The following is an 18494-nucleotide window of genomic DNA, read 5'->3' as shown; positions in this document are numbered from 1 at the left end:
AAAATTGTGAACCAATATTTGAGACATGCCGTTGTGTGCTTGGTATTGATTTATAAGGTAACAGCAAAATCACGAATTTTATTAAACATACAATGCTATAAAATCACAAATATACTAAATATGAATCGGCATTGCTTCGTTGGCGAGCAAAATGGTATTCGTTGCATATCACCTTACTTGTATGTGTACATGCTTATGGCTATCTATACACGTCCTTTAAGGTTATTTTATAACTAATTGAAAATAATAATATAGGACAATCCTTGGCTAAAAAAGTCAATGTGATGCTACAGAAGAATTTCTATATATCTTTATCATCAAAAATATTAAAGCTGATTGGATAAGCTTACTTTCTATCTCATAATGATTTTTTCTACAATAAAGGTTCTTTGGAGTAACAAAGAGTATGGCAAAATATATGGATAAAATAAACTTGAAGCGTATTTCTATAGGCTTTATTTTAAAAGAAGTTCATTGAAACAAGGAAAGCATTTTATGAACATGCAGAAATCATATAAGACATGTGGTATGAATGAATGCATTTACGTTGTACGAACTTTTTACAATAGCAGCATGTTTTTGTGTGTCTTTATGGCTCCAATCTGTCATCACACAATGATGATATAATATTCATTGTTTTCCATATATGATTGCGTGTGACTTCCTTTCTACACTTTAAAGAACGAATATTTTCAATCCAATATGGTCTAAACAGTTCTGCTTCTTCAAACAGGTCTCTTTTGGCTTTTCAATTATGTAATTCACTTAACTAAAGACTCTACAGGCAAGAATCCCAACTTAAGAATATTCATCACTTACTCTAAGACTACTTAATATATTAAGTTTTACGAGTCTCGTATCACCACACCTTATCTTATGGCACAACAAGACAAAGGTATTTTTGAACCAACAATTATTTCTTTATGCAAAAAAATCAACAATAAAACGCTCATAAATAGCAGTGAGCGTTTCCACGGCTTCAAGAGATACACACTCATCTACCATATGCATCGTTTGCCCTGGTAAGCCAAACTCAACCACTGGGCAATAGTCCTTAATAAATCGCGCATCTGAAGTACCACCAGAAGTAGAACATTCTGGTATACTCCCTGTCACACATTTAATCGCATTAGATACAGTTTGAATGAGTTTATCATTTTTAGTCAAAAAAACATCCCCTAAACTTGGAATCCATTCAAGCTGATAAGAGGGATATTGATCACTATTGTTTTTTGCTTGCACCAAAGCAAGGCGCTTTTCAATTTCCTCCATCAGTGTTTCTTTTGTCCAAAGATCATTGTAGCGTATATTAAAACGAACCGTTGTCTGCGCTGGAATAACATTGACTGCTAAGTTACCGGTATCGATGGTTGTTAGTTCTAAATTACTCGGTTGAAAATTCTCTGTCCCTTTATCTAAAGCTGTTTGTGTCAATACTTGAATCAGCTTACTTGCCAAAGGCAAGGGATTGGCAGCCCGTTCTGGAAAAGCAACATGGCCTTGGCGACCTTTCACGATAATGATACCAGAAATCGATCCGCGACGACCAATTTTGATAATATCACCAACAGTCTTTACACTTGTTGGTTCTCCCACAAGAGCCGCAGTCCATTTTTCGCCTTTTTTTTCTGCCCATTTGAGAAGTTTTACCGTACCATTAACGGCAGGTCCTTCTTCATCACCTGTAATTAAAAAGCTTACCCTTCCTTTAATGGACTGTTTCTCAAGAACTCGCGCTAGAGCCGCAATAAAACAAGCGATACCACCCTTCATATCAACAGCACCCCGCCCATATAATTTCCCCTGATCTATAACAGCTTCAAAAGGTGGATAAGTCCAATCTTCCAATGCGCCTGGCGGTACGACATCCGTATGACCCGCAAACATAAGATGAGGTCCTTCACTTCCCATTTTTGCATAAAGATTTTCAACATTATCTGTATTTTTATCCTTAAAAATAGGGCGATCGACGTGAAATCCCATTTTTTTCAAAAATTGTTCCAAAGTTGATAAAGCCCCTGCTTCATGAGGTGTAACAGAAGGACAACGAATAAGTGCCTGTAATAGCTGAAGTGGATCTGTAAGAACAGACATAAGGTCCCTTCCCATTTTTTTATAAGTCATCGGAACTTAGAGTTATTACGCTGAATTACAAAAAAGATAAAGCAAAAACATTGAAGACACTCAGCAAACCAAGCAGGGGAGAACAATCGTGCTGAGAACTTCAATGGCTTCCTCATTATGATGCATGAGCAAGCACACACTCAACAAAACACTCAACAAAAAGTTCCGTTAAATATTGCCTTCATTTGAAAGTTTTTTACGCCTCTAATTTATATGAATCAAAATTAATTGCATGCAGTCTAGGAGCATTTTCTTTCAACCAAGCTCGATATGTTTTACTATCAGGACATAGCTCTTCACAAAGAGCCCAAAATCTTGGTCCGTGATTCATTTCAACAAGATGAGCAACTTCATGGGCAACAACATACTCAACAACTTCTTTTGGTGCCATAATAAGGCGCCAAGAAAAAGAAAGACGCTTATCGATTGAACAAGAGCCCCAACGACTTCTCGTATCTTTATAACAAATGGATTTGACTTTACGTTCTACCTGATGAGCATAAAGTGCCACCAAAGGTGTTATAATAAGCGCCGCTTGTTTTTTTAAAACGTCAGCAATGCGTCTTGGAAGATATTCTAATTGACCATAAACAATAATTTCAGGCCCTTGCTCCGCATCTGCTGTAACAATTTCTGTTACTCCACGTCCCTTTCTATGCTTTATGGTATGAGAAACGCCCAATAAAGGTATTGTCGCCCCTTCTTTGAGATAAGCATTTTCAGGAGAGACTTGTACACGAGCAAGACGTGCCTCAATCCAAGACCGATGTTTTTCAATAAAATTTTCAACCGCATAGAGATTTATCGCTGGTGGTGTTGTTACACAAATCTCCTGATTTCTGGCATCGATACGTAAGGTAAGACGGCGCGCATACTTATTTTCCCGCACCCGTACAGGTACAGAGCGATCAGAAAAAATAAAATGCTGTTTAGAAATGCTCATATATTTTTATCTTCATCATTAATAAATAAATATACCCCTTATTTTGCATTAATCTGATTAATAAAAGATCTCAATACTGTTTCAAGGCAATCTAAATCTTGTGGACGAGAAAAGCGATGATCTGCATCACGAACAAGTGTCAATGTTACATCATGGAGAGGTAAATGATCAAGTAAAGTCAATGTATGCTGATAGGGAATATCTTCATCTTCCATCCCTTGTAGAATATGGACAGGACACCCAACATCAATGCATCCTTTCATAACACAATTTTCGCGTCCATCTTCAATCAATGTTTTTGTAAAGGGCATTGGCTCTGTATCATCAACTGCAGGTCGTTCAATATAGCCTTTTTCTTCCAAAACCTTCCATTCTTCTGGGCCTAATTTTGGTTCCACCAATGTTTGTGTAAAATCAGGCGCTGGAGCAATCAATATCATGCCAGCAAGCTTCTTATTTTTCTGTGCTAGCATCATAGCAAGCCTTAGCGCAATCCACCCACCCATAGAGGAACCAATCAAAATTTGTGGACCCTCACAATAGGTTTCAAAAATCGCTAAACTTTCCTTAACCCAACGCGAAATTGTTCCTTGAAAAAAATCACCTTCAGATTCTCCATGTCCAGAATAATCAAAACGTAAACAAGACAAATCATTCTTCTGAGCAAACTGATCAACTAACGTTGCCTTACTTCCCAACATATCGGATTGATAGCCAGGAAGCCAAACCAAACCTGGAGATTGGCGCCCCTTGCGATAGCGTACCGCAAGTGCGGTGTTCTCAAACGAAAAAAACTGACAAGGAATATTTTGATCCATGATTCTTTATCCTCCATAAAACAATTTCTTTAAATTAAGAGAAAAACTTTTATAATCTAAATCATTCCAAAAAGTAATAAATCAAATAATGAAAAAGATACGAATTATTGTTGTTTTTAGGTGCATAATTGTATATTAAATTAACTGTAGTTGAATCAAAATTTAAGGAGCATAAACCATTCGTAAACCGTTTAAAATGACACCTACCCAAAAAGACGGACCACGTTCAAATCAGGATATTCGGGTACCTCATGTTCAGCTTATCAATGATGAGGGACAACATCAGGGAGTTGTTGCGATACAAGAAGCTCTTGCTATGGCTGCAGATGCGGGACTTGATTTGGTTGAAATTGTACCAAATGCGGAGCCACCTGTATGTAAAATCATCGATTTGGGAAAATTAAAATATCAAACCCAAAAAAAAGCTGCTGAAACACGTAAAAAGCAAAAAGTCATCGAAATCAAAGAGATTAAGATGCGCCCAAATGTTGATGTCCATGATTATGGAGTCAAACTCAAGGCTGTTCATCGCTTTATTGATCATGGTGATAAAGTAAAGATTACTTTGCGTTTTCGTGGTCGTGAGATGGCTCACCAAGATCTTGGATTAAAGCTTCTTCAGCGTGTGAAAGAAGATACAAGTGAAATTGCCAAAATCGAATTGGAGCCAAAGCTTGAAGGCAGGCAAATGATGATGGTGATAGCACCTAAATAGTTTTGCATTGGAATAATATTCGCATGCAACTCATCAAAATGATGTGTATAGTGTTATTTAGAAGCACCACATAGAGTTTTTGTGGTGCTTTTAAGGTTTTATAAATGTGTATAAATCCTTTTAACAGTTTAACAGTGCTTGATTGATTTATAAAAAGAATTCGTTATTTTGCATATTAAATGAAAAAGCTCAAACATCGTAAGGTCTTATTATTTCAAGTTCTTTCTATATGAATCCGACAAAATAATTCTGCTTGCACATCACAAACAGAGATAATGCATACATAAAATTATTAAAAAAAGCAGAAATGCCTTTTGTGAACCATTTGAAGTGCCAAAGGCTATTACAATATGGAAATTAGTAAATAATAATGATGAGACTCGCCCGTACTTTTTATTTAACTAAAGATAGTAATAAACAACAAATTTTCGTTATACTTTTCACAGAAACCTTGCACTATATTCTTCACTCTCACCGTCGTGAAATTGATGGATGAACCTTGAAAGAAAAGGCTATTTTTGTACAAAAGGTTTATGGATTTTTTTAATCTAAGAGTGCTTCAATCTTGCATAAAACAACAAGAAAATATAGAAGCACTTTATGGACAAAAAACAAATTTCCTCTTTTGATAAACATCTTATTATCCGTCTTTTGCGAGAAAATTTTCACAAACATGCGCGTTGGTACAGTGCAGCTATTTTCTCAATGATCATCATTTCTGGTACAACTGCAACTAGTGCATGGATGATGCGTGATGTTGTTAATCAGATTATTGATGCGCAAAATTTTCCTATGATCGTTTTGATTTCTAGCATCATTGCTTTTATCTTTATTCTCAAAGGAGTTGCAACTTTTTCCCAAACTTATTTTCTAAACAAAGCAGGCAATAGTATCATTGCTGAACAACAACGCAAAATTTTTGCCCGACTTATGGAACAAGGAGTTTCTTTTTATCATAATAACACTTCATCTGATCTTCTTGTTCGCGTAACCCACAATGCTACAGCTGTACGTAATATCATTGATACTATTATCACAACTTTTGTACGTGATTTGCTTTCCGTTAGTGGTTTGTTGCTTGTCATGTTTATTCAAAATTTTATGTTAATCGCCATTACTTTACTCGTAGGACCACTAGCTTTTTTAGGCGTTCGAATGGCTTTAAAACGCGTTCGCCGACTTATGGAAAAAGAGCTCCTTTCACTTGGTGAAATTATAAAAATCGTACAGGAAACTGCTGTTGGTATTCGAGTCATTAAGGCTTTTTCACTAGAAGAAGTCATGAAAAAAAGAATGGACAAAGCCATTTGTGATGTTGAAAAACAAACAAATAATATTGCAACACTCGAAGCTATTACCAATCCGATTATGGAAACGCTCACAGGTGTTGCCATTGCTGGTATTATCTGTTTTTCCGGTTACCTTGCAACCCAACGCGCAGGTGTTCAAGGTGAATTTATGTCCTTTATTGTTGCTTTACTTTTAGCTTATGAACCCGCAAAAAGACTAGCAAATGTACGTGTTAAAATTGAATCTGGATTGGTCAATATCCGTACGATGTTTGAAATACTTGATCGTCCCCTTACCGTTATAGAACATAAAGACGCTAAAGATCTTAATAAAACACAAGGAGCTATTCGTTTCGAACATGTTTCTTTTGCCTATACTGATAACAAAATAGTATTAAAAGAAATCAACCTAGAAATAGAAGCTGGCAAAATGACAGCATTAGTGGGGCCATCCGGTTCGGGAAAGTCAACCCTTATTAACCTTATTATGCGTCTCTATGACCCCATAAAAGGACGAATATTGATTAATGATCAAGATATCCGCTACACGACATTTCGCTCTCTGAGAAACCTAATGGCCTATGTAGGACAGGATACTTTTCTCTTTCAAGGAACTGTTAAATATAATATCGGGCTTGGAAAAGAAGGAGCTAGTGATGATGAAATTATCGAAGCAGCAAAAGCAGCTAATGCTCATGGCTTTATTATGAGTTTGCCAAACGGGTATGATACACAGATAGGCGATAATGGCTGTAATCTTTCAGGGGGCCAAAAACAACGACTCGCTATCGCTAGAGCAATGATTCATGATAGTGAAATTTTGATTCTTGATGAAGCAACAAGCGCTCTCGATTCACATACCGAAGCACAAATTAATGAAGCTATTCATCACCTTACCAAAGGACGCACAACGATTATCATTGCTCATCGCCTTTCAACAATTGCCCGTGCTCATAAAATTGTGGTCATACAAAATGGACAACTAATTGAACAAGGTACTCAAAAAGAATTGCTCGCAAAAGAACATGGGTTTTATAAAAAACTTCATAATATCCAGTTCAAAAAACATACCCCCTAATTTCTAGATCCTTAAATAAGATTTGAAATAAAAAATGGATAGAAGGTAATGCTTCATTTATAAAAAAAGACTTGTTATCAAGAAAAAGTATTACTTCAATCAAGAATTGGCAAAGAATTTATGGTTTATTGAAAATAAACTTCTTGGATTTAAATGAAACCTTTACTCGCTATTTTGTTGAATGCAATTAACTTTAACCACGAAACTTCAAAAACCCCTTCCCTTCCTCAAATAAGTGTTGAAACATTCATAAGTGTTGTGAATCCCTGAAAGAGAGAGCATCAAGGTTTGAAAAAATTGTTACGGAGGAGGAATCTGGATTAATACAACCTTTATCCGTGTTTATCCCTGCACTGATAATTTTTTTCTCCACACATTTTAAAGGACAAAGATTCTACCCAATCTGATCTGTAATAATCTAGATTTTTATTGAGTTCATTCCGCTTGATAACAACTTATGTGATTCACTTATACAAGGCTTACCCTAAAATATTTACCACGTGTTTTCAGAATACTGTGTCAAAATTACATATCTTATATCACCTCACCTAAAATGTCGGTCTTTTATAGTACAATAGAATAAGCTAACAATTATAAATTGTGTTGTAAATTATAAATACACTCCGTGTAAGAAAAACATTGAAAAATAAAAGAGGTTTTATTACAAAATTTCTTTACTGTTGTAGCTTTCTTTAAAGCAAGCTTTGCTGTTTTTTCTACATCTAGAAACTAAAATGATATTCCTCCAATACCTTAACTGCTTGAAGAGTTTACAAATGCACAACGTTAATGCTTATATAAGGCTATGATTCAATATGCAAAAAAACAGATGAAAAACAAAATGACATTCCTCTTTCTTTTAATCGCTAAAATAGAAAAATACGACATATAACTCTGATAAATATTTTTACAAAAATACCTTTCGACATACATCTTAACACTTATTTATAATCATAATTTATTATTTTACATCTCAAATAAAAAATACGATGTAATTTGCTTATTGCAAATCTTCTTTATATTGAGGATGAATCAATCCGAAGCACTTGTTGTGTGCCATAAGAGACATTAGCGTGTTTATAAAAACTCTTAAGATCAGCAATAAAAATACCTCTATGCTTTCAAGTGCAAAGGTTATCGTCAACATGACAAGCTAAAAAATAGATAATAATGCCGGCTTATATCTTTAATAAATACTTATACCTTTATTAATAACGGTAGTATGGATTTTATACCATCCATAAGAGGTATTTTATACCATTTCACAAGCAATCTTATGAAATAGGCTCAAGCGCATACTGAGAAATGCTTCTTTAAAACAAGCACATGAACTTGCAACACAATAGTGTTATATTTTGGAGTGTTCCGTTTGGGAGGCTATTCGTTATAGGAAAAGTGATCTTATTAAAGAACATAATCAACAAAAATGTGAAATAGTAAGTTTCATTACTTAAAAAATATTGTTTTAAATGCTTTTGGAAATAAAATTGGCACTCTATAAATTCTACATTATACACTTCAAAAAATAGTATGAAATGAAGTTGAAAACTCAAGTAAGGTATTTCTCTAAAATAAGTATACAATAGTAAATTATCCTCCCCTTCCCACACCTCAAAGGATAGAGATTCCAACCAGCCATCGGACTGTTAACAGTCTAGCTTCTTTCGGCGTGTCCTACCTGCTGACCACTCACACGGTTTACTTTATAAGCGCGACAGATAAGCTCTGCCCTGAATATTAATCACGATATCTAAAAAACACTTAATATGTAAAGCTTTTTATGTCTTATATCACCGCTCTAAACAACGGTGTTTTACGGCATAATAGGATAATATACAGTTCTTCGTGAAGATTTTGTCTCTTTAGAAGAATGTCATAAACAAAAAAACAAATATTTCAGATAGTTCTCTTCACGCCTCAACAAAAATCCTCTTCTTTGAGAGGATTCCTAACCTATGCTTCCTTCCTCAGACTTAAAAATGAGAGACAAAAAACGAAGAAATTGGTTTTTTGAAAATTTAATCTTTAATAATCTTTTTCATAAAAGAGACCAATACTAGAATTTTGTTCACTTCCTATGGCTCCTTTAGCTTTGAGATGACGCGAAATATCCAAATTAATTGTCCCTTTCGTCGTTCCATCAGAACCTGCTTCAAAGCCTAAATAAATATTATTGTGTATGTAGCGTCCAATACGTAAACCTGTCTTACCCTTTTCATTAACCATAACATCAAGATCATCAAGCCCAATTTTAGTTCGTAAAGTATTCAATAAAGATGTATTAGAAGCACCCGCAAGATCAGCTGCTGCCGCCGCAAGTTGAGCAATCTGAAATGGTGATAGTTCATTGAGAGAGCGATTAAAAATCAAACGTGCTAAAATCTCATCCTGTGGCAAACTCGGTTGTGAAGAAAAATTAATATCAAGATTATCAATTGTCCCACTTACAGTTACAGTGACACGAATATCACCACTGGTATTGTTGGTTACAAAATAAACCGTAGGATTAAGATTACCGCTAAAACTCGCTTGTCCTTGATCAAAATTAAGACGTTGCGAAAGAATATCAAAACGTCCACGAATCATTCTAAATTCACCAACTGGATGTACATCATTCAATGGACCCGCGAGATTAATGCCTCCTCCCAGTTCAGCATCTAACCCTTTTCCGCGTACAAAAAATTGATTGCGTGCTGTAACGCGCATATTTGATATCACAACAGATGAAGATTCTTGCGTGACAATACGGCTTTTGGTCGTGTTCTTAACATCAGCACGCTCAAGTGTTGTTTGAATCGATTTGGTTAAATTCTTATTTCTGACATCAAGAAACTTAGCACTTTTAAAATGATCAGGAACCAGAATTTCAGCTTTTTCAACGATAATATCACCACCAATAACAAGATCACTTAAAAAATGGCCCGTCATTGTCATCTTACCTGACAATGTTGCAAGAATCATAGAACCATCATTATAGTTGGCATTATCAAGATGAAAGATCAAATCTGCCTCTAGATCATTAGAGATACGACCTGAAGCAGAAATCCCCCCCCCATCAAACGAAGAAGCTGAAGCTTTCTCTATAAGAATATGATCGCCTTTTAATTTGCCTTCAAGTGTTACATTATTCAATCCTACATTGGTTTGTGAATCAAAAAAGCTTCCGTCGTCTATAGAAATATTTCCTATCAATTGTGGCTTTGATAACGCACCATTAAGAGCTGTATCAATTCTTGCTGTACCCATTATATATGCACCACGCTTGGCTAATAAGAGATTAACAAAATCAAGAGGCATTATCCCTTTAATGTTTAGTTTTGCCTCTAAACCATTGACGGAAACAGGACCATTGATGGAGAGATCTAACCCTTTATCTCCAGTAGCTACCATATTCTCGATATGCAATGTCAATTTTTTGTAAGAACCATGAGCATTTATATTGACCGACATCGGTCCTTTAGGCGTCATAGTGGTTAAACTTTTACCAGAAAACTCGAAATGAGCATATGGATCCTTTATTGTTCCACCAATATCAACCTTGCCTATCACCGCCCCATCAAACGCTTGTCCTGTAATAAAACTATTCGCCAAGCGCGCAGATACATTTTGTAAATTAATATGAAGATCAAGCTTGGCTTGATCTAAAGATACACGTCCTTGTGCCTGTGCTTGCACTCCTTCTCCTATTAAATTTGCATTCAAAGTAAGGTTTTGATCTATGGTTTTTCCCGTAGCAGAGAGAGAGAAAGGCATAATTTTTTTATCTTGAAAAGCAACGGTTGTCAGTCCTTCACCTTTTATATCGTAAGTTATATCAGGTTTTTTTAAATGACCACGAATCATAACCTGCCCTGTTACACTCCCTGCTGCTCCAAGATCGGATTTCCACAGATTGACTAAAGTAGCAGGAAGCGCATTCATTGTAAGTTGTAAATTCAGGGTATCTTGAATATTCCCTGCAAGGATGATATTGCCTCCATTTATTGCAATTCCTAATTCATTGATTGTCATTCCATCTTTATCAAAAGCAATTATGGATGGCTTCAGCAATGTTGCATGAAAAGTATGTTGTTTTAAATCCACATTTTCAATTTGCACTTTTCGTTTTATATTGTCTGGAAGTTCCTCAACCATTAAACGACCAGAAAGTTGTGCATTGAGAGTATCATGCAACATCGCTTGGACAGTAAAAACCGTTTGTCCATTATTTCTATCGGCGTGAACATTTAAACGATTGACCATTATCAACGGTGTTTGAATATGTTCTGCATTGATAACTCCTTCAAACTGAGTCATGCTAAAAGGATCGAATATGTCAGCATCTATTGCCAATTTTTTTATTTTATTCTTGGCAAAACTCAAATGGTTAACAGACGCTTTCACATTGATTGTTTGTCTGCCATTTCGTTCATCAAAAATAAAATCTCCTTTTACTTTTCCACTACCATCCTGCAAAAATAACGCTGAAAGCACTGAAATATCATCGGCATCAATATGCAACGCTCCTTTCACAAAACCTCCAAGTTGTTGAGAAAGATCACCGGTTATTTTTGCATTTCTCCCTCTAATATCGATATCTCTAAGTTTTCTCATCTTCTGAGAATTTTGAAAAGAAGCAGATAAATACAACGGCTTTTTAGCAAAAGTTCCTTCACCTTTTACAACTCCTGTTAAAGAAGTAATCGGTGCTGTATTATCCATAAGTGCCTCTATGTTAAACGTTGTGTTTTGAAGTTTCTTCCCCACAAAGAGTGCTTCAGCCACATGAGCACGTGTATTGAGTTTTATATGGCTATTGCGCCCCCTCACCGTACCTTGAATTGTAAGTGCACCACTTATCTTCGGATCTAATTGAGCTAGATCAAATACTTGAGCAGATAAGTCCATTTTAGCACTTTCATCTGAAAAATAACCATCAGCCTTTATGTTTGCATATTGATTTTTCAAATTTAAATGACGCAAAATGAAACCCTTCGTATTTCGAGCAGCTCCACCTGAAAGAGTGATATTATTTTTGAATAAACGATCAAAAGGCTGCACACCTATTTGCATATTGTTAGCCATTCCTGATAATTTGAGATCAAAAATGCCACTCAATAAACCGATAGTTCCTTTGGCTTTAATATCTGCACTACCAGAGAGCGATTGCTTACTGAATACTTCCAAAGGAGCTAATGTTTGAGCTTTTAAACCAAGATCGCCTTTAAAAATAAAATGCTCCATTGTCCCTTTTAACCAAGAAGAAAAACCCTGAGACGTTATACTAAAATCATGAATCAAAATTGGTTTTCTAGAAACAATATCCGTATCTAGATGCACATGAACCACTTGGCTTAAATTTTCTACTAATGACCCCTTAATCTTTTTAATCCCTTGAAGCTTACCATTAATCTGAATACCAACATGACGAGAAGCTGCATCATCAAGATTTTCACTCACTCCCCCCATATCAAAAATCGCATCATGAATATAAATATTTTTATTGCTTAAATGACGTACAACGAGCTGCCCATTCCAAGATTGTTGCCCTTCACGACCATAGTCAATGTTCAAAGAAATATTCTTCGCATGCTTATGTGCCTCTGATACTGATAAATGAACAAATCCTTTTTCTTTCTCAAGAGCCATTTTTCCATCAACAAAAAGCCGCCGCAAAAATCCATCAGCTGTTATTTCAGCATTGGATAAAACATTCATTTCTTTGCTCTGAATAACCATCTGATCAAGATGCATCACACCTTCTCTTGTCCTTCTTGCTTGTGCTTTCAACGTTACATCAGACTCAAAGATGTCACGATATTGAGAAGGCATTAAAGGGTTCAGTTTGCCCACTAGTTTCGTAGACAAACTATGTCCTTCTGCAATATTTGCAAAAATAATATTGCCTTCTAAAACAGAAGAATGATCAGCTTCCAACGAAAGTCTAACAACCAAATCATCAAAAGTACCTTCACCTTTAATGGCGAGATTTAATGCTGGATGTTTTTCAATGTTGAAAACATTCGTTAAAATGCCATTTTGTGGCTCATTAGCAGAAATATCAATTTTGGCTGTACGATTGCTATCAGATATCTTCGTTAGAATAGAAAAAGAGCCAGGTGCATCTAAACGATGTGTCTCTATATCAACATTAAAATCACCACTATCTAAAGTGACATTGCCTTCTAAAGACATATCAGCAGAAAAACCAAAAAGATTCTGTTCAAACGTTATATGTTGAGCTGTAAGCGCATTGATAGAAAGAGCAAGTGGCAATTTTGGGAAAGAAAACTTACCCATCTCAAGGGAAGAAACAAGAGAAGAATTGCCTTGCGGTTTGCGTAAAAACGTAACTTGTTCTGCCGAAAGTTGATTAATATCCATCCGCCCTCTCAGCAATGCTAGACGATTCCAATCCATTTTAGCATTGGTAATTTTAAGCCAAACTCCTTTTTTATCACTGATAGTAATAGCATCAATAGACGTTTGAGAAGACAGTGCCCCTTGCATATTGTGTAAACGAACTTGACGATTAGGCGCTGAAAGCTTGCGTTCAATTAAAGAAACAAACCATGAGCGATTATCTGTTTTCATCTCGTTAGAGAAAAGATTTCCTCCCCTTTGCGTAAAAACAAAACTCCCCACCACAAAACACAAAAATCCAAAGAAGAAAACTGATAAACGTACACCTTTTTTCATTAAAATGCTTGTCCTATACCCACATAAAAACCAATGCGAGGATCGCCCTGCTCTCTCTTTAAAGGAAAGGCTAAATCAACGCGTAAAGGACCAAGACCCGTCATATAACGACCTCCTATACCAGCTCCCCATTTAATTTTTTGAGAAAAATCAAAATTCGCCTTTTTCCCTGCGATACCTCCATCAAGAAAACTCACAAATCCTATCTTATCATTTAAAGAAACACGCAATTCTGCCGATCCCTCAATAAGTGACCTTCCACCAACAATAGCATCATTTTCTGTTTTGATACCAATATTACGGTAAGCATAACCACGAATAGAGCCCCCACCACCAGCAAAAAAAAGCGTATCCGCAGGAACCTGTGCTGTCTCATTCCCCAAAATGGTCCCAAGCTTTGCCCGCGCAGCAAAAACAAAACGATCCCTTTCATCTAACGCCCAATAAGAACGACATTCTGCCGTTATTTTTGTCACAAAATTGCTAAAACGCATTTCATAAAAAGGCTCAATCAGAACTTCACCATACAAACCTTTTGTCGCATTGAGCTTATTATTACGACTATCGTAAATCAAACCACTAGGAAATCCAATTGTTGTAAAATTACGGTTCCCAAAATAGATATCACGTGAATAACTATTCGAAACTTCTACAGCAGCCTGTCCCGATAGATTACCATTGAAAATATGCGTAATACCTAATTTCCCTTTTATCGCTTTTGTCGTATAATTTTCTAGAATATCTTGCTGTATTTTTAATTCTGATCTGAAGTCCGTATTAGGAGTAAATACACCAGGCTTTATAAATGTGCCACCCAAAAGATAATCAAAATTTTTAAAATTATATGATTGCTTTTTATCGCTACCAACACCACTTATTTTCGTCTCAACTTTAAGGACTTCTGCATGACCAAAAAGATTGTTATGCATCCAATAAGCTTCAAAACCAGCACCATCTAATGTTGAGTAGCCGCCACCTATACCAAAACGACGCGGTTTGCGTTCTTGTACAACAAGCGTAAGTGGTAAACGTCCATCAGGATTAATTGTATCAGCCTCATGTATATTAATAGCACGAAAAATACCAAGGCGCGCAAGACGCTCACTAGCCTTGGTTAATGCATCAGAATCGTATTGCTGTCCTGGTTTCAATCCTGTCATCCATGCGATATAAGCTGAATCTACACGTGGTTTATTACTTATATTGCGCACACTTAAAGGACCATAATAAGCCTTTTGTCCAGGATCAACAATAATCCGTCCTTCTACACGCAATGCAGCATGGTCAGCCACAATCTCCCTCTTTATAACTTTAGCTTTAGGATAACCTTGTTGGCGCCATCCTTCTACCGCCCATTTTTCTGCTTTCAAAATAGTTTCAGATTTGGCAATAGCTCCAACTTTATAGTCCAATTCTTCAATTGTGGGTATTTTATGCTTTTGATGTTTTGCAAACAGAGCAACTTTATCAATATTTGCAATACTAAAAACATATTGTGGACCAGCATTAATCGTAATAACAATATTAGATTGTACTGGAAGTTGAGTTACCGGACTTAAATCAGCAACTTCTAAACCATTAATTTTAATACTAATAACACCACCGTAGCGTCCATCAGCATAAAGAGCAGAAAGAATTACCCGATAATCTGAACGCGCTTTGGCTAACAAACCAGAAGAACTAGCAGATGATTTTTCTTTATCAGCAACAAGAGAAGAGACAGATTTAACTATTTTTACACCTTCTAATGGTGCCCCTGGCGGAGCAACAACATCAACTTTATAAAATCGCTCTGTACTTTTGACATTATTTGAAGGAGAATTTGTTTTCTTTTGACCAAAAAGAGAGAGACCCAAAAAATCAAACGCCGCAAGTGGCTGTGGAAAAGCAAAAGCAAAACACAAGCCCATAAATACACAGCGCACAGTTCCTGATTTTAATAAAATTCTTGTCTGGTATACCATAAAATCAGATACCTTTAATACACTTTGCATCTACTACGCTTTAAATAATATACAAATAAGAAAGGTAAATATAATTACTTTGCATATTTTACACGTTTTATCACATCAAAGAACGATCTGCGATACATAACGTAACCCACCCCTTATATCTTCACAAAATTTTGCACTGTTGCGTAACACGAACAGCCTCATTCCTTTTTCCTAACACATTTATTTAGCTTATTATAAATGTTTATAACTGTTTTATTGCACAACATATTATCATGGTTAAATTTGTACAAATAACTTACCATGAAAACGCTACAAAACTCTGCGTATTGTATATAGATTTCTCTATAAAAAACCATAGAAATGCTTCTTGATTTTTATGTATAGATATGATTGTCTTTCCCAAATCTCAAGGGGGGAAACAACTACAATGATCGCACATATTACAACTGTTGCTTTTCGCGGTCTAGAAGCCGTTCCTGTCGATGTACAGGTTATGATTTCATCCGGTAAAATAGGAATGGCTATTGTTGGATTAGCTGATAAGGCAGTTGCAGAAAGCCGTGAACGTGTACAAGCAGCCCTCCACGCTTGTGGACTTTCTATGCCTACTAAACGAATTACGATTAATCTTGCACCAGCTGATTTACCTAAAGAGGGATCACATTATGATTTGCCAATTGCCGTAGGCTTAATGCTTGCTATGGAAATCCTCCCTCCTGAAGTAGCACAAGACTATGTCATTTTAGGAGAATTATCATTAGATGGTTCACTTACCGCTGTTCATGGTGTGTTACCAGCCGCCATGACAGCTTTATCACTCGATAAAGGACTGATTTGTCCTTTTCAATGTGGACCTGAGGCAGCATGGGCAAATGCAGAAATAAATATTCTTGCCCCAGAGACTCTGCTCACTATAGTCAACCATTTCAAAGGAACCCAAATTCAAAAACGTCCACAACCGCGCCAATATACTATCGAAACTGAGCTTCCAGATCTTTGCGAAATCAAAGGACAAAAAACAGCCAAACGTGCCTTAGAAGTTTGTGCTGCTGGACGCCATAACCTTTTGTTTGTAGGTCCCCCTGGTGCTGGAAAATCTATGCTAGCGCAACGCTTACCTTCCATTTTGCCACCTCTTGATAGCCGTGAGCTTTTAGATGTCTCTCTGATTGCTTCTATTACAGGAGAAACGGTTCATAATACCATTTCACTTCATTGCCCCTTTCGTTCCCCACATCATTCTGCGTCCATGGCCGCAATGATTGGTGGAGGGCTTAAAGGACGACCGGGAGAGGTCTCCCTTGCTCATAATGGTGTGTTATTCCTTGATGAATTGCCTGAATTTTCTCCACAGGTTCTTGATTCTCTTCGTCAACCTTTAGAAAGTGGGGAGTCAGTTATCGCCCGCGCTAATCACCATATTAGCTATCCTGCTCGATTCCAACTTATTGCCGCAATGAATCCTTGCCGTTGTGGTATGGCAGGCGAAAAAGACCATGTTTGCCCTAAAGGGATACGCTGTCAAATCGATTATCAGTCCCGTATTTCTGGTCCTCTGCTTGACCGAATTGATTTACGGATTGATGTCCCTGCTTTGACGGCTATGGACCTTATGCAACCAGAACAATCAGAAAAAAGCTGCGACGTTGCCAAACGCGTCGCACGGTGCCGTACCATTCAAGCTAAACGTTTTTCAACAATGGGGTTTGATCATATTCGTACCAATGGCGATTGCCCTGCCAAAATTATAGAACAGATTGCCATTCCTGATAAAAGTGCGACCATACTCTTACGAGATGTGAGTGAAAAAATGCACCTCTCTGCACGCGCTTATCATCGCATTCTCAAAGTTGCACGCACAATTGCTGATCTTGACGGATCAGATACTCTTTCACGCTATCATCTCGCAGAAGCTATTTCCTATCGACTAGGCGCAGAAAGATTAACAGCCCTTAACTAAAAAACTACTCATCAATAAAAACTTATTGGAAAATAACGCAAATAAAGTTCTGTAAGTTTACCATCCTCTTCTAAAGATTTCAGCGCATAATTGAGTATATCAACCAATTTTTCATTCTTTTTTGCAACAGCAAGCTGCATTCCTTGCCCCAATAACTGTGGCGCCATATATGCCCCCCCAACAAAATGACAGCAATTCGCGGTTTTTGAATCATTTAGCCATAAAGATAAAGCAAATCCATCATCAAAAATAAGATCAATTTTACGCTCCTGTAACGCTTTATAGAGCTCCGCCCTGCCTTTAAATTCTTGTCCTTTGGCTTCAGGAAAATAGTGATGAAAGAGCTTTTCGTGAACACTTTTAGATAAAACACCACTGGTTAAATGTACCAATTGATCACTTATTGACTCATCGAGATTTAAACGTCGAGTAGCAACAAATCGCGCTGGAAAACGCAAATATGGCTTTGTAAAAACAAGATCTTGCTGGGTTTTATTTGTTTCTTTTAAACCTGCAATAATAACTTCTGCACCACCATTGTTAACATGTTCTACAAGCTCTTTCCAAGGAACAACTTCTACTTCACAAAACTTCTCTAATTCTAATTTTGAGCAAATAGCACGCAATAAATCGATATTATAACCTGCAAGATGCCCCGTTTGATCAAGAAAATTAAAAGGAGGAAAATCAAAAGTTGTTACAAAACGCAAACGAAAGATATCCGTTGTATCAGGTTGTACCAAATGTTCATGCGAATCAAAAAAAGAAGGCAGCCTTTCAGCTTCTGCGTAAGAGGAAAATAGAACCCCCCCTGCTACAAATAAAATACGAATAAAAATATTGTATGGATTATTGAATAAAAGATACCGTAGACGCAATTGAAGATGTTTTACATATATAGATTTTTTTATTTTCAAAATCTCTCCCCCATTTT

General features: G+C 36.5%; 9 protein-coding genes. 3 read left to right on the top strand and 6 right to left on the bottom strand.

Features of this window, described 5'->3' with window-relative positions:
- Positions 1-921: 921 nt before the first annotated feature.
- The 3 genes from dapE to ACFIM1_RS00720 form a co-directional block, all read right to left on the bottom strand.
- Positions 922-2094, bottom strand: a complete 1173-nt coding sequence (dapE, locus tag ACFIM1_RS00730) for a succinyl-diaminopimelate desuccinylase (protein ID WP_375608974.1) — start codon at positions 2092-2094, stop codon at positions 922-924.
- A gap of 226 nt (positions 2095-2320) precedes the next feature.
- The gene (locus ACFIM1_RS00725; RefSeq protein ID WP_375606135.1) at positions 2321-3067 is read right to left on the bottom strand and encodes a M48 family metallopeptidase; all 747 of its coding nucleotides are present in this window, start codon (positions 3065-3067) and stop codon (positions 2321-2323) included.
- A gap of 38 nt (positions 3068-3105) precedes the next feature.
- Positions 3106-3885 (bottom strand): alpha/beta hydrolase, encoded by a 780-nt coding sequence (locus tag ACFIM1_RS00720; protein ID WP_375608975.1) that lies wholly within the window; start codon positions 3883-3885, stop codon positions 3106-3108.
- 196 nt (positions 3886-4081) lie between these two features.
- On the opposite strand from ACFIM1_RS00720, the gene infC reads away from it, so the two are divergent.
- Positions 4082-4600 carry a translation initiation factor IF-3 gene (infC, locus tag ACFIM1_RS00715; RefSeq protein WP_026500140.1) on the top strand — a complete coding sequence of 173 codons (519 nt, stop codon included), beginning with the start codon at positions 4082-4084 and terminating at the stop codon, positions 4598-4600.
- Between the two features lie 600 nt (positions 4601-5200).
- A complete protein-coding gene (locus tag ACFIM1_RS00710) occupies positions 5201-6967 on the top strand; it encodes an ABC transporter ATP-binding protein (RefSeq protein ID WP_375608976.1) in 1767 nt (588 codons plus the stop codon).
- Between the two features lie 2025 nt (positions 6968-8992).
- On the opposite strand, the gene ACFIM1_RS00705 is transcribed toward ACFIM1_RS00710, so the two are convergent.
- Positions 8993-13645: a translocation/assembly module TamB domain-containing protein gene (locus tag ACFIM1_RS00705; protein WP_375608977.1), complete on the bottom strand. Its 4653-nt coding sequence runs from the start codon at positions 13643-13645 to the stop codon at positions 8993-8995.
- Positions 13645-15609, bottom strand: a complete 1965-nt coding sequence (locus tag ACFIM1_RS00700) for an autotransporter assembly complex family protein (protein ID WP_375609054.1) — start codon at positions 15607-15609, stop codon at positions 13645-13647. The genes ACFIM1_RS00705 and ACFIM1_RS00700 overlap by 1 nt, the downstream gene beginning before the upstream one ends.
- Positions 15610-16027: 418 nt before the next feature.
- Between ACFIM1_RS00700 and ACFIM1_RS00695 the strand changes: the two genes are divergently transcribed.
- Entirely contained in the window at positions 16028-17560 is a 1533-nt protein-coding gene (locus ACFIM1_RS00695) for a YifB family Mg chelatase-like AAA ATPase (protein ID WP_375608978.1), read from the top strand.
- A gap of 11 nt (positions 17561-17571) precedes the next feature.
- Here the strand turns inward: ACFIM1_RS00695 and ACFIM1_RS00690 are convergent, their stop codons facing one another.
- Entirely contained in the window at positions 17572-18477 is a 906-nt protein-coding gene (locus ACFIM1_RS00690) for a transporter substrate-binding domain-containing protein (RefSeq protein ID WP_375608979.1), read from the bottom strand.
- Positions 18478-18494 lie beyond the last annotated feature (17 nt).

It is taken from the genome of Bartonella sp. AC158YNML, assembly GCF_042196725.1.
Classification (GTDB): Bacteria; Pseudomonadota; Alphaproteobacteria; order Rhizobiales; family Rhizobiaceae; genus Bartonella.
Note: the sequence above shows the minus strand (reverse complement) of the source record. Positions and strands in the feature narration are given on the sequence as shown.

Coding starts and splice junctions, on each gene's coding strand:
- ACFIM1_RS00710 (WP_375608976.1), top strand. CDS start 5,201: ATGGACAAAAAACAAATTTCCTCTTTTGATAAACATCTTATTATCCGT.
- infC (WP_026500140.1), top strand. CDS start 4,082: ATGACACCTACCCAAAAAGACGGACCACGTTCAAATCAGGATATTCGG.
- ACFIM1_RS00695 (WP_375608978.1), top strand. CDS start 16,028: ATGATCGCACATATTACAACTGTTGCTTTTCGCGGTCTAGAAGCCGTT.
- ACFIM1_RS00725 (WP_375606135.1), bottom strand. CDS start 3,067: ATGAGCATTTCTAAACAGCATTTTATTTTTTCTGATCGCTCTGTACCT.
- ACFIM1_RS00700 (WP_375609054.1), bottom strand. CDS start 15,609: ATGGTATACCAGACAAGAATTTTATTAAAATCAGGAACTGTGCGCTGT.
- dapE (WP_375608974.1), bottom strand. CDS start 2,094: ATGTCTGTTCTTACAGATCCACTTCAGCTATTACAGGCACTTATTCGT.
- ACFIM1_RS00705 (WP_375608977.1), bottom strand. CDS start 13,645: ATGAAAAAAGGTGTACGTTTATCAGTTTTCTTCTTTGGATTTTTGTGT.
- ACFIM1_RS00720 (WP_375608975.1), bottom strand. CDS start 3,885: ATGGATCAAAATATTCCTTGTCAGTTTTTTTCGTTTGAGAACACCGCA.